The organism is Methanobacterium sp. (assembly GCA_039666455.1).
Lineage (GTDB): Archaea > Methanobacteriota > Methanobacteria > Methanobacteriales > Methanobacteriaceae > Methanobacterium_D.
The window spans coordinates 1-14,483 of record JAVSLW010000020.1; the positions used below are offsets into that span (position 1 = coordinate 1).

Sequence of the window (14,483 nt, forward strand, 5' to 3'; positions counted from 1 at the left end):
ACATGACCGAATCTGGCCCATTAGGAAGAGGAAGAATTAAACCTTATTTAGGGATTCTTCACCAGGAATACAGCCTTTATCCTCATAGATCTGTTTTAGGAAATCTTACTGAGGCCATAAGCTTGGAACTACCTGCAGAATTTGCAAGGATAAAAGCAGTATATGTACTTAAAGCAGTTGGTTTTGATGAAAAATATGCTTTAAATCTTTTAAGTAAATATCCTGATGAATTAAGCGGTGGAGAACGCCATAGAGTTGCTTTAGCACAGGTTTTAATAAAAGAGCCTAATATTATCATTCTTGATGAACCTACAGGAACAATGGACCCGATTACAAGGGTCCAGGTAACAGATTCCATTAGAAAGGCGAGAGATGAATTAAGTCAAACTTTTCTGATTATATCACACGATATGGACTTTGTGCTTGATGTCTGTGATAGGGCAGCGCTTATGAGGGGTGGAAGAATCCTTAAAACAGGAGATCCACAGTCCATAGTGGGAGATTTGACACCAGCTGAAAAGCAGAAAATGCTTACAGACGAATAATGGAGGAATACAATGGTATGGGAAGATTCACCATCACACGTATGCAGGGGAGGAGACAAAAGAGCTTTAACCTTTTGTTGTCCACCAGTTAAACCCTGTCCAATTATATATGCTCTTGAAGAAGTAAATATGAGCTCAAATGAGTACATAGTAAAAAAAGAGGAATTTGGTAGGAAAACAAGGTTAGGTCAAGGGGAAGGGACCTGTTTTGGGTCGATGGTCTGGTGCTGTAAACCTTCAAAACCATGCCCTCTAAGAGACATGGTAATGAGAAAAATCGGCATGAGCGTTGAAGAATACATGGAGCTTAAAAAACAACTTTCTGAAGAACTTGTAGGAGTATCTGAATCCTCAAAAGAAGAAGTAAAGGCCCTTGCTGATGCATTTGATGTTCCTGAAGAGGAAGCTGTCAGTGTTCTTCAAGAGTGTGGAAACGATTTAAGAATGGCTGCAAAAATTCTCAAGATGAAAGATCTTGAAATGCAGGAATAAATATGGGATGGATTCCTCTTTTCCTGCAGATGGATGGAAAAAATGTTTTGGTTGTGGGTGCAGGGGAAGTTGGAAGCCGAAGAGCACATAAATTTCTTGAAGCAGGTGCTAATGTTATAATAATTGAGAGAAAATTTCCAGAAGATTTAATTGAGCTTGGAGCTACCTTCAAACCCTTAGATGAAATTGAAGAATGGATGGAATGGTCTGACATTGTGATTGTAGCCACTGGAGACCGTGAATTAAATGAAAAAGTGGCTAAATTAGCTTCCCATAAACTTTTAAACCGTGCTGATAACCCTGAAGAAGGAAATTTAATTGTTCCATCTTCCTTTTTTATAGGAGACGTGCAGCTATGTATATCTACTGGTGGAAAAAGCCCTCTTATGGCCCGAAAGTTAAGAAAAAAAATACAAAAAGTAATAAAAAGGGAAGATATATTACAGCTTGAACTTCAAAGTTTCACCAGAAATATTCTAAAAGAAAAGATTTTTGAGCAGAAAAAACGTAGAGATTATCTATATGAAATACTGAATGATAAAAATATAGGCGAATTATTAAGGGAAGGAAATCTGGAAGGCGCTAAAGAATATGTAAAACAGTATCTAAACTTTAAATAATACCCTTCTCTTTTGTTTTGGGGTGATAAAGTGATTCTGAATATAAGAATCGACCATAAAACAGCAGATATTTGCACAATTGAAAAATATACTCGTCAAATGGAAGAACTCTTTTTGAAGATAAAGAAGGAGTGTATTGTAGATGAATATATTCAGATAAAAACATGCAATCGTGCTGAGCTTTATATTGTTCTTGAAAACATTGATCCTGATGATCTTGATTTTAATGCCCGTCGAAAAATCCCACAAAATCAAAGATTTTGGGGCTTCCGAAAATCAAAGATTTTCGATGCCCCGGAAATTCTACGAATTTCCGAGGGCCGCAAACACGCAGTGTTTGCCGGCTCTGATTTTTCGGGCAATCAAAAACCTTTGGTTTTTGATAGTTTTGTGGTTGAGACCGATGATGATGCCCTAAAACATCTTTTAAAATTAGCATGCGGTTTAGAATCCATGATAATAGGTGAAGATCAGATATTAGGGCAGATAAAAGATGCCAGAAAAAAAAGTATTTCTACAGGATCTTGCGGTCAAATTTTAGACACTATTTTTACTAAAGCCATTCATGTAGGTCAGTCTGTAAGAAAAAAAACAGGTATTAATAAGGGATCTATTTCTATTGGCTCAGCAGCAGTTGAACTTGCAGAATCAGTTCACGGAGATTTGAAATGCAAAAAAGTCCTGGTTATTGGCGCTGGAAAAATGGGAACCCTTGTTGCCAGGGCACTTGCAGAAAAACATCTTAAAGCAATTGTAGTTGCAAACAGGACTTATGATCGAGCAACACGTCTTGCAAAGGAACTTGGCGGTTTAGCAATACACTTTGATAGGCTTGATGAAGCTATGAGTGATGCAGATGTTATTATAAGTGCTACAGGGGCACCTCACTCTATTTTAGATCTTAATAAGGTTAAAAATGCAGTTCCGCCTGAAAATCTCCAGAAACTGGTGATGGTTGATATTGCAAACCCCCGGGACATTGAGGAAGATGTTAAAGAACTGGGTATTAAACTATTTAATATCGATGATTTAAGGGGAATAGCGGATAAAAACAGGAAGATGAGGGAATCTGAAGCATGTGAGGCTCAAAAAATTATTGATGAAGAGATCTTACTTTTAAAAAGGGCTTTAAAACGCCTTGAAGTTGAAACCCTTATTTCTAATATAAGGTACAGTGCAGAGAAAATAAGAATTCAGGAAACAGAAAAGGCATTTAAGATGCTGGGGGATATGAACGGTAGAGAAAAAATTATTGAAGACCTTACACAGGTCGTGGTTGATAAGATTTTCTCAGATATTATAAGGAACATTAAAACTGCAGCAGAAAATGATGATAAAAAATTAATTGAAACTGCAGAATGCCTTTTTGCAGGGGAGAAGGGTAAATAATTTAGTCCCGCAGATTTAAAACTGAATTTGATATATGATTTAAATTTCCACTGGGTTTATCTGGAATATTGGAAGGAAAAATTTAATTTTTACACCCAAAAAATATATATAACCATCGTTATATAACAATTGTAATAGTATTATAACAATTATAATAGTATTTTTTAATTAATTTTTGAAGTGAAATTATGACTTTTGACGTTGCAGTTATTGGAACAGGGGCTGGAGGCGCCACAGTAGCAAGGGAATTATCAAAAAAGGGACTTAAAATCCTGATTTTAGAGAAAGGAAAACACCATGAAACAGGAACATCAGTAGATCATATCAAAAATATTCCTATAGATTTAAAAATGGATTTGGAGAATAAAATTAAACAAAAATACGATTTTCTCAAGTTTCCTGCAGAATTAATGTATATTGAAGAGGTAGGTGGAACAACTTCAGTTTCTCTTGCAAATGCATGTTATGCCTGCAGCACATGTTATGTAAATTCTGCAACAGCACAGTTTAAAATCCATGATATGGATCTCTTTGAGGAACTTATAGATGCAAGTGCAGATTTAAAAGTTAGTCCATTTCCCGCAGATTTAATGGGACCTGCCACACGCAAAATAGTAGAGGCAGGAGAAAACCTCGGATTTTTCATGGAGCCTATGCCCAAATTCATTGATTTTTCTAAATGTGACGGGTGTGGGTTATGCATTCAGGGCTGTAAACCTGGTGCAAAATGGGATGCCATGGTGTTTGTAAATGAAGCCATAGCTAATGGAGCAACACTTATTTCTGATTTCTCTGTTACAAGGATTCTCCACAATAATGGAGAAGTTACAGGAGTAGAGGGCGTATCTGGAGACAAAACAAAATTTGATGTGAAAAAAGTTATACTTGCTGCAGGGGCTTTAAATACACCGGGAATTTTAAAAAATTCTGGAATTAAAGAAAATGTGGGCGAAGGATTATTCTTTGATCTTTTTATAACTGTGGGGGGATTTTTGAAAGGTGCAGGGCTCAATAAAGAAATTCCCATGGGAGTTAAATCTGAATCTGGCCCATATTTTTTATCACCGCATTTTTCCAGTCAACTTGTATCTCTTTTGGAAAATAAAGGATTTAATGCAGATTCAGATGATGTAGTAGGCATAATGGTTAAAATAGCTGATGAAGCTAATGGAAAGATCAATGATGATAAATCCATTGAAAAGATCCTTACTAAAAGAGATATTGACTTATTAATAGAAGGATATGAAAAAAGTGTTCAGTTACTCGTTGAAGCTGGTGTAGACCCACAATCCATAGTTTCAACACCAGTAAGAGGAGCACATCCTGGGGGAACAGCTGCAATTGGTAAAGTAGTTGATAATAACTTTGAAACAAAGATTAAAGGGCTTTTTATTGTAGATGCCAGTGTAATCCCTCAAGCACCAGGCAGGCCTCCAATATTAACAATAACAGCATTAGCTAAGAGGCTTGCTAAAATCATCGAAAAAAGAATGGTAAATAGAACCCCTATAACCGCCTGAACTGGTGAATTAACATGGAAAACAGATACTCAAGACAGACAATATTACAAAACATTGGAGAAGAAGGCCAGAGAAAACTCAAAAAAAGCCATGTTCTTATAGTAGGATGTGGAGCACTGGGAACAGTAGCAGCAAACAACCTTGCGCGTACTGGAACTGGTAAAATATCAATTTTAGACAGGGACTTTGTAGAATTGAATAATTTACAAAGACAGATACTGTTTGATGAAGATGACGTGGGAGAACCAAAGGCAATAGCCGCAACCCGGAAATTGAGGTCAATTAATTCAGATATAGAAATAGTGCCGTTAGTTAAGGATTTAAACCATACAAATATTGAAGAGATAATTAAGGACGTGGATCTGGTTCTTGACGGGACAGACAACATCCAGACAAGAATGCTTATTAACGATGTCTGTGTCAGGGAAAAAATTCCATGGATTTATACAGGAGCCATAGGAACATCTGGAATGACCATGAACATCCTTCCAGGTGCAGCGTGTATTCGATGTCTTTATCCAAGTATCCCAAAACCAGGTTCACTACCAACATGTGATACAATGGGTGTATTAAACACTATAACAGTAATCATGAGCTCAATGGCCAGTACAGAAGCAATAAAAATACTTCTTGGGGAAGTAAAGCCTGAAAATGGACAGGACAGTAACCTTATAGTATATGATGCATGGAACCATTCATTCGATGAAATACTTGTCAGAAAAAATGAAGAATGTGCATGCTGCGTGGATGGAAGCTTTGATTATTTAGATGCAGAAAAAAGGGAAGTTATAACCTCCCTTTGCGGTCGAAATGCCGTCCAAATAACTCCTGCAAATCCAAAAGAGATAGAACTACCTGGACTGGCTTCTAAACTTGAACATTTAGGCAGCGTCAAATGTGCAGATTTTATACTGCTTTTTAAGGCTTCAAACTGTGAAATATCAGTATTTAGAGATGGAAGAGCCATAATTAAAGGAATAAATAATGAAAATGCGGCAAAATCTATTTATGCAAGATATATCGGCAATTAATAGCCCTAAATATGTTTGGTAATCAACTATATTGATATACTAGGAGGGCCATATAATTAATATCAATTTTTTCTCTTAATAATTTAATTTGACATATGGAGTACAAACAAGATGAAAACTCTTAAAATAGGTGAAAATACCCTTCAGCTTGCAGAAATAATTATTAATGACCTAAAAGCATCAGAAGATCTTGGAATTCTTAAATGCATCCAGTGTGGTATGTGTACATCTATCTGTCCTGCAGCAAGGCACACAGATTACGATCCAAGGAAAATGGTTAAAAGAGCACTGGATAATGATGAAAGCTTAATTTTAGATGATATAATCTGGAACTGTTTTTACTGCTACACCTGCCACAGTGTATGCCCTGTAAACAACAGTGCCTGTGAAATAAATCAAATACTAAGGCAAAAAGCAATTGATGAAGGTAAAGGAAAATCTAAAGTAGCTCCGTTTTCGGCGTACGGAGATAGTTTCCTTGAATTCGGGCTTGGAGCAGTGCACAGTGATTTTTTCAATGATCTGGTGAAGGATTATGGAAAAGAATGGCTGGAATTAAAGGTTAATTTAGAGGATATAAGGAAAGAATTAGGTCTTGGACATATATTACTACAAGAAAAGGATATAAATGATATTAATGAGATTTTAGAGAAAACAGGATTCAAAAAAAGGTTAGAAATAATAAGGCAGGGTGTGGATGAAGAAAATACCAGATAAAGAAATTTTACTCTTTAAAAGCTGCCTTGTAAATGTTGAATACCCGGGCGTTGAATCATCGACCAGATTTTTGTTTGATAAACTGGGAATTGAATACATTACAAGTGAAAAACAGTCTTGCTGCACTGGTTTAGGGCATTATACTGATCTATTTGACCAGCTTTCAACTTCTGCACTTGCAGCAAGGAATTTTGCAATTGCAAGAAAAGAAGGTCATAAAAATTTAGCCACGCTGTGCGCTACATGTTATGCTATACTTAAAAAATCAGCAAATATCTTAAATAAAAAGAACGATGTTAGAGGTAGGATAAATAAGATTTTTGAAGATTCAAATATCCCTGATTTAACATACAATGTGGAAGACATGGATTCAAGGGATAATATTTTTCACGTTGCTGAAATTCTGTTTAATAAGGTCAGAGAAATTGAAGGTCTTGTTGAAATAGATCTATCAGGATTTAGAGTAGCTTCTCATCATGCCTGTCATTACTGTAAAGTGCACCATAATGACACAATTGGAAATGTAAGAGATCCTATGCTTATTGAGACTCTTGCAAAGGCGTGCGGTGTTGAAACTCTAGAGTGGTATGATCATAAAACAAGTACATGTGGTAATGGTTTCAGGCAGCGTTACATGAACAGAGACCTGTCATTTTCAGTAACTTCTGAAAAATTAATGAGTTTAAAGGAGAATAAAGTTGATATATTACTTCACATGTGTCCAAATTGCCAGATGCAGTTTGATAGAAACCAGAAAGTAATTGGAGAGTCACTTGGAGTTGAGTTTAATATAGTATGCTTTAATATTTCCCAGTTTTTAGCGCTTGCACTTGGAGCTGACCCTTACAGGGTAGTGGGAGTTCAAACACATACAGTTCCTATAGAGCCTATTTTAGATGAAATAAAACCTCTTGAGGTAAAATAGTGAATAATGGTTCAAGATATGCACCAAAAAGCAGTGTTGATATCGGCGTTTTTTTATGTAAATGCGGAGGAAATATCTCTGATACCGTGGATATTGAAAGGCTCAGTTCATCAATTGATGCTAAAGTAGTTAAGGAATTTGAAAACCTCTGCTCTATAAAGTGTCAGAAAAATATCAGAGACATTATACTGGAAGAGGAATTGGATAGGGCAGTAATTGCAGCCTGTTCACCAATTACTCATGAAAAAACATTTAGAAAGCATGTAGCTCCCTTAAATCCATATCTCCTTGAAATGGCCAACATAAGGGAGCAGTGTTCATGGGTACATTCTGATGTGGATAAAGCCACAGATAAAGCAATATCTCTTACAAATGCAGCCATTGAACGAGTTAAATATGCAAGACCTCTGGATGCAATAGTTCGAAAAACCAAAAAAAGCGCTGCTATAATTGGTGGAGGAATTTCTGGAATTACCTCAGCACTTTCACTTGCAAAGCAGGGCATCAAAGTACACATAATTGAAAAAAGCCCCACTGTCGGGGGAAATATGATAAAAATCGGTAAAGTTTTCTCCCCGGAGAAGCTTGCAGAAGAGTGTGCACTATGCCTTTTCAACCCGCTTATAAATGAAGCTGTACACCATAAAAACATCAATATAATCACCAATGCAGAGCTTAAATCATCGGTACGAAAAACTGGAAACTTTAATTTACTTGTTGAAAGAAAAGCGACCTATGTTAGGGAGGATAAATGTACTGCGTGCGGTAATTGCACCGAAGTTTGTCCAGTTGATGTTCCCAATGAATGGAATGAAAAATTGATGATGAGAAAAGCAATCTACAAGCCTTTCCCTCAATCAGTGCCAGATGCTTATACAATTGACGAAGAAAACTGTATTAAATGCGGCAAATGTGTAAAAGTCTGTGCAATGAACGCCATTAACCTTAAAATGAAGGGAGAAATTATACCACTTGACGCGGGATCAGTAGTTATAGCAACAGGACATAAAGGATTTGAACTTAAAAAACGTCCTGAATATGGATATTGCCGATATGAAAATGTAATAACTCAAATGGAACTTGCAAGGATAATGGGGGTGAATGGACCCACAAATGGTAAATTACTCAAGCCTTCAGATGGTAAAATACCTGAAAGAGTGGTAATGATTCAATGTGCAGGTTCCAGGGACGATAAGCCAGAAGGCAAACGTTACTGTTCAAAAGTCTGCTGTATGGTAGCATTAAAGCATGCAAGTTTTATAAGACGTTATTATCCAGATACTGAAATAATCATCTGTTACACTGACATGAGAACTCCCGGAATGTATGAAAACTACTTCAGATACGTTCAATCAAAGGAAGTTAAGCTATTGAGAGGTCGTCCAGGAGAAATAACTAAAAAAGGCGACAATCTTGTTGTAAGAGTAGAAGATACCCTGAATGGTGAACTGACGGAGATAGAAACTGATATGGTTGTTTTATCTGAAGCAATGGAGCCATCAGATGGAACATTAAAGGTAGCAGAAACATTAAATGTGGGACTTACTGAAGACTTATTTGTTAAAGAAAAGCATCCAAAGATAAGGCCAGTTAGCACAGATGTTGAGGGAATTTATGTCTGTGGAACTGCACAGGGACCAAAAGATATTACAGAAAGTGTTTCACAGGCAAATGCAGCTGCCTCTAAGGTTTCAGAGATTATGAACAATGGATTAGAAATAGAACCCACAATTGCAGAAATCAATCATTCCCGATGCAATATGTGCGGTAATTGTATAGATGCATGTAAATATAAGGCCATTTACATGTATGATGAACATATAGCAGTTGATCCAGTATCCTGTACTGGCTGCGGGATATGTATCTCAAAATGTAAGCACAACGCAGTTGAAATAATGGGCCAGACAGATGCTCAAATACATGCCATGATTTACGGTATGTTAAAGGATAAAAAAGACGATGAGCGAAGGATCCTGGCATTTGTTGATTATATAGGTTATGTGGCCTCTGACAATATTGGGATAAACAGGATATCCTATCCTGAATCGGTTAGAATCATTAGAATCTCATCAATAAACCGTTTAATGCCCAAACATATTATTTTTGCATTTGAAAACGGTGCAGACGGTATATTTTTAGGCGAATATCCTGATGATATAATGTATCCAGCTATCCAGGAGAAAGTCAGTGAATTCAGATCCGTACTTCTAAAAAACAGCATAGATCCTGATAGATTAATGTATTATAAAGTTTATGCACCTTATTTTAGGGGACTGGCTAAGAAACTTACGGAATTTGATAAACAGGTCAGTAAAGCTCTTGATAAGCTTGAAGCAGTTTTATACAAGGCTTCATCTAAGGATTTATAATTAGCTTTTTTAATGAATTCTTGTAATTCCATTAACTTTATCAAAGTCAGAATCAAAAGAAACCATTCTTTCTATTTTTAAATTTTTCATTCAAAATTTCTCTCCTCTTTATACTTTCTTTTTAAGTTCTACAGCATCAGTTTCTGGCCCGTCAACTATTCCAAAGATGTCATCAATGGTCACTTTCTTACGAAATTTGACTTCAGCTCCCTTTTTTGTGGATTTCTATTCCACAATGTCCCCGCCGGGGTGTTGGATGAAAGGTATAGTAAAATAAAACGTTGAACCTTTACCCAATTCTGATTCAACCCATACATGGCCATTATGACGTTCAATGATTCTTTTTACGATTGAAAGTCCAATTCCAGTCCCCTTATATTCATCCAGTGTATGTAATCGCTGGAATATTGTAAAAATTCGTTCAACATATTGTGGTTCCATCCCTATTCCGTTATCCTGGACACTAAAGACATATTCCTTTTTTTCTTCATCTTTTCTTGATGAAACATGGATTTTCGGCGATTCATTGGGTTTTTTAAACTTTATTGCATTGGATATGAGGTTCTGGAATACTGTGGTAAGCTGGCTTTGATCAGCTGTTATTTCAGGGAGTTTGTCATGGGTAACTTCCACATCACACTCTTCAATTGCACCTTTTAAATAAAACAATGCTGTATCAAGCGCTTCATTGGCATCTATCTCTTTAAATTCGCTGCCCTTTGTCATTATTCTGGAATATTCAAGTAAATCGAGTATCATCTGCTGCATTCTTTGAGCTGCTTCTACTACATATCCAATAAATTCATCAGCATCAGGATCTAATTTTTCTTTATAACGATGCTCTAAAAGTTGTGTAAAACTTGAAATAGTCCTTAAAGGCTCCTGAAGGTCGTGAGAAGCAACATAAGCAAACTGCTGCAATTCTTCATTGGAACGCTTTAATTCTTCTTCTAATCTTTTTCGCTGGTTAATATCAACAACTGCCACTTTAATCTGGATTTCAAAGTCACGCTGCGGCAGTAATTCAACATGAGCATGAAAAATAATACCATTTCTTCGGATAAGCTCCATTTCAAATACTTGTTTCTCCATTGCCTTAAGGGCATGTTTTAAATGATATTGAAACGATTTTGAGTATTTTGGCGCTACATACCATGCAAACAGGGTTTTAATTAAGCTGTCCTTTGTAAAACCTAATAAATCTGCACCAGTAGTATTTACTTCAGTGATGGTACTTTTTAAATCAAGTGTAAAATATCCAACAGGGGCAAAATTGTAAAGATCATAGTATTTCTCGTGCAATTTTTCCAGTTCCCTTCTTGAAGCTCTGAGTTCTTCATTCTGCATTTCAAGTTCGATCTGGTGCACTTCCAGTTCATGAATAAGCGCTTCAACATCTTCTGGAAGTTCGGGTAAAGTATTTATTTTTTCATGTAATCTTTTTTCTGCAGCTAAGCGTAGTTTTTCTTTTTTGTTCATTATTACATTTCCCCCCCCCCAATACTTAGAATTAACTTCATTTGGACATATCATTAATATTAAAGAATTTAATAGTATTTTTTTTTAATTTATTTAAAATAGGATATAGTTTCTTATTTCACTCAATCATGCATTTTTACTTATTTCTTTGATATTCTGGTTTATCAGTTACATCTTCAATTGCAAGAAGTATGAATCCTTTTCCTATGGTTTTGCCACATATCTGTTTTTCCTGGAGTTTTTGACCATTTAAAAGCATCTTTTTATGGCCTACTTTTGGGAAGTCGTGTTCAACTTCGAAATTTTTAAATTCCTTGTTTTCAGGGAGTATTTTTTCCAGTAAATGTCTGAGCTTTGGAATGTCCCACTGGTTATCCCCAAGTTTGTAGAATAATTTTCCTTCAGTTGATTCTTCTTTAACTTCAAATTTATCATAAAATGACTTATTCACTGATATAACCTTTAATTCATTATCTAATACTACAAAAGGCTCATGTACAGTATCTATAATATTTTTTACATACTCTAATTGACTTGCAAGCTTTTGTACTTCTTTCTGCTCGCTAATATCCATAAAAGTAATTACAGCTCCATCAATAATGTTATCTAAGGTTTTATAAGGTATTATTCGTACAAGGTACCATTTTCCGTCCTTTGTACGCACTTCTTCTTCTTTATAAATCACCCGGTCCATTACCTCTTTTATGTCATTGATCATGTTTTCATATTCTAAATTAGATACAATATCTTCAAGGGGCCGATCCACATCTGTTGGGATTAAATTAATTAAGTTTGTTGCCTCTTTGGTGTAACGCTTTATTTTAACGTCTTTATTCACGAATATGGTTGGGATTTCAATGCTGTTTAGGAGGTTGTTCATATCATCGTTGACTTCTGAAAGCTGGTCAACTTTGTTTTGAAGTTCTGTGTTTACGGTGAGCAGCTCTTCATTTAATGACTGTAATTCTTCTTTAGATGTTTCTAATTCTTCATTGGTACTTTGCAGCTCTTCATTCATGGACTGTAATTCTTCATTGGCCGATTTAAGCTCTTCATTTGAAGTTTCAAGCTCTTCTATGGTTGTGTGAAGACGATCTTTTGTAACATTTAACTCCTCTTCAAGTTTTCGGATATGTCTATCTTTTTTAGGAGCGGTTGCAGGAAGCTTTTCTTTTTGCTTTCCCATAGATACTATATCTTTAAATGTGACCATTAAAAGACCTTTCATCATTTTTGGCCGGCTAATGGGCCGCACTGTCAAACTAATTGGTTGATATCCTCCATTAGTTTTAACATCTAAACTTTTATATTCTATCTCTTTATTTTTTAAAACTGCTTCATTTATTGCAGAATTCAATTCAAATTTGATTCCTTCTCTTGCCATATCTATGATACTAAGATTTGCTATGCCTTCTGCAGGTTCCAGGTATTTTCCTACTCTTCCATGGATGAAAACAATTCTTCCATCGTTATTTACTATTACTGTTGGCGGGGCGTATTTTTCAATAAGTATTTTTTCAACGTTTTTGGCAATGTTTTGCTCTGTTTTCCCGATTATTTCTAAATCTTCAACAGCAGTAAAGTCCTGTGGTAATTTTGCATATGGAAATCTAACAAATTCCCCCGCAGGGTATTGTTCTGTCTTTCTAGATTTATAAATCTTCCATTTAGTGTCTAAAGTTGTGAATGATTCTACAAAATTACTTATGCTCTCCGATGGGCCAAGGAACATAATGCTTCCGGATTTTAAGGCATAATTGAATGCAGATAACATTTTCTTCTGAGCATCTTTATTCATGTAGATTAAAACATTTCTGCAGGATATTACATCGAGTTTACTGAATGGAGGATTAATAAGAACATCATGGGGAGCAAATATTGCCATTTCCCTTATATTTTTTTTAACTCTATAACCGTCGCCTTTTTTGGTGAAAAATCTGTGTAAACGCTCTGAACTTATATCTGTGACAATGGTACTTGGATAGGTTGCAGCTCGAGCAATATTAATAGCATCTCCATCTATATCTGTACCAAAAAGCTGAACTTCTAAATTTTTCACTGATTTATCCATATATTCTTGAAGGATCATGGCGATGGAGTAAACCTCTTCACCAGTGGAACAGCCCGGAATCCAAACACGAACTCTATCCCCATCTCTTTTTTTATCAAGCACTTCTGATATTAATTTATCTTTAAAGGATTCAAATGCCTTGGGATCTCTAAAAAAGCTTGTAACATTGATTAAGAGTTCTTTAAAGAGTACATTGATTTCTTTAGGATTTTCCTGGATGAATTTAAGATAATCAGATACTTTATCGATTTGATGAACGTTCATCCTTCTTGCAATTCTCCTATTTATGGTGTTTTCTTTATAGAGTGAAAAATCATGCCCTGTCATGTTTCTAATTAAAATGAGAATTTTTTGAAGTGAACTGAGGGTTTCTTCATCTCTCCCAATTATTTTTTTAGGGGGTTTCTTACCCAATCGTTTTATATATGAAATTAAATCCTTTGGTATTTTTTCAGGCCGTGTAATATAATCTACAAGGTCTGTATCTATCGCACTTGCAGGCATACTTCCAGATACTGCAGATTCCGGGTCTTGAGCTATTACCATTCCGCTCATACTTTTAATGGCTCTTATACCAATAGTACCGTCTGATCCATACCCTGAAAGAATAATACCGATTGCATAATCTTCCAGATCATCTGCAAGTGATTGAAAGAAAAAATCAATGGGTCTTCGAAGACCATGAGGCTCTTTAGGAACAGCCAGATGCAGTATCCCATTTATAATCCCTACATTTTTATTGGGAGGAGTAACATACAGCTTATTTGGTTCAACATGCATTCCTTCTTCAATTTCAAGAACTTCCATATCAGTGTATCTTGAAAGTAATTCCACCATCGAACTTTTATGAGATGGATCAAGGTGCTGGATCAGGACAAATCCTAAACCAGAATCAGTGGGCATGTTCTGGAATATTTTCCCTAAAGCTTCAAGTCCTCCAGCAGATGAGCCAACACCCACTACTGGAATCCGTTTCTTTTCTTTAGGATCATCTTTTAACTTATTGCCCTGATCTTTCATATTAATACTCCTATAGCTTATTTAAGTATGGGCATTGCTTAAAATATGATTAATCTTTGGTTAATATAGTATTTATTGAAGTTTTATTTCAAATATTAATTTTTATGATGCAAGTGGTTATTATGTTTTTATATAAAATTTCGATGTATCGTTATAGGTGAAAGAAAATATTAATTTGAAATTTAAATTATAGTTAATCGCTAAACTTTTTTAACTTTTGGCATGAATCTTTTAATCCATTCTCTGGCGAATGATAACGATTTAGAGTAATGGATGAAGTATTTTTGGATTAATTTTCTAATTTG

General features: G+C 35.6%; 11 protein-coding genes. 9 read left to right on the forward strand and 2 right to left on the reverse strand.

Annotated features, from left to right (window positions below):
- The 9 genes from PQ963_06080 to hdrA form a co-directional block, all read left to right on the forward strand.
- A partial coding sequence (locus tag PQ963_06080) for an ATP-binding cassette domain-containing protein (GenBank protein MEN4029231.1) occupies window positions 1-545 on the forward strand: 545 nt, incomplete at its 5' end.
- A gap of 12 nt (window positions 546-557) precedes the next feature.
- A complete protein-coding gene (locus PQ963_06085; protein ID MEN4029232.1) occupies window positions 558-1,037 on the forward strand; it encodes a methanogenesis marker 9 domain-containing protein in 480 nt (159 codons plus the stop codon).
- A 2-nt stretch (window positions 1,038-1,039) separates the two neighbouring features.
- On the forward strand, window positions 1,040-1,657 hold the full coding sequence (locus tag PQ963_06090; protein MEN4029233.1) for a bifunctional precorrin-2 dehydrogenase/sirohydrochlorin ferrochelatase: 618 nt from the start codon (window positions 1,040-1,042) through the stop codon (window positions 1,655-1,657).
- 30 nt (window positions 1,658-1,687) lie between these two features.
- Window positions 1,688-3,046 carry a glutamyl-tRNA reductase gene (gene hemA, locus PQ963_06095; GenBank protein MEN4029234.1) on the forward strand — a complete coding sequence of 453 codons (1,359 nt, stop codon included), beginning with the start codon at window positions 1,688-1,690 and terminating at the stop codon, window positions 3,044-3,046.
- 188 nt (window positions 3,047-3,234) lie between these two features.
- The gene (locus PQ963_06100) at window positions 3,235-4,566 is read left to right on the forward strand and encodes a GMC family oxidoreductase N-terminal domain-containing protein (GenBank protein MEN4029235.1); all 1,332 of its coding nucleotides are present in this window, start codon (window positions 3,235-3,237) and stop codon (window positions 4,564-4,566) included.
- Between the two features lie 14 nt (window positions 4,567-4,580).
- Window positions 4,581-5,597, forward strand: a complete 1,017-nt coding sequence (locus tag PQ963_06105) for a ThiF family adenylyltransferase (GenBank protein MEN4029236.1) — start codon at window positions 4,581-4,583, stop codon at window positions 5,595-5,597.
- A 111-nt stretch (window positions 5,598-5,708) separates the two neighbouring features.
- Window positions 5,709-6,314 carry a ferredoxin:CoB-CoM heterodisulfide reductase subunit HdrC gene (hdrC, locus tag PQ963_06110; GenBank protein ID MEN4029237.1) on the forward strand — a complete coding sequence of 202 codons (606 nt, stop codon included), beginning with the start codon at window positions 5,709-5,711 and terminating at the stop codon, window positions 6,312-6,314.
- Window positions 6,295-7,239 (forward strand): ferredoxin:CoB-CoM heterodisulfide reductase subunit HdrB, encoded by a 945-nt coding sequence (hdrB, locus tag PQ963_06115; protein MEN4029238.1) that lies wholly within the window; start codon window positions 6,295-6,297, stop codon window positions 7,237-7,239. The genes hdrC and hdrB overlap by 20 nt, the downstream gene beginning before the upstream one ends.
- Window positions 7,239-9,608 (forward strand): ferredoxin:CoB-CoM heterodisulfide reductase subunit HdrA, encoded by a 2,370-nt coding sequence (hdrA, locus tag PQ963_06120; GenBank protein MEN4029239.1) that lies wholly within the window; start codon window positions 7,239-7,241, stop codon window positions 9,606-9,608. The genes hdrB and hdrA overlap by 1 nt, the downstream gene beginning before the upstream one ends.
- Window positions 9,609-9,833: 225 nt before the next feature.
- On the opposite strand, the gene PQ963_06125 is transcribed toward hdrA, so the two are convergent.
- Together PQ963_06125 and PQ963_06130 are read right to left on the reverse strand one after the other, a co-directional pair.
- Window positions 9,834-11,087, reverse strand: a complete 1,254-nt coding sequence (locus PQ963_06125; GenBank protein ID MEN4029240.1) for an ATP-binding protein — start codon at window positions 11,085-11,087, stop codon at window positions 9,834-9,836.
- A 136-nt stretch (window positions 11,088-11,223) separates the two neighbouring features.
- Window positions 11,224-14,178: a CheR family methyltransferase gene (locus PQ963_06130; protein MEN4029241.1), complete on the reverse strand. Its 2,955-nt coding sequence runs from the start codon at window positions 14,176-14,178 to the stop codon at window positions 11,224-11,226.
- Window positions 14,179-14,483: the final 305 nt, after the last annotated feature.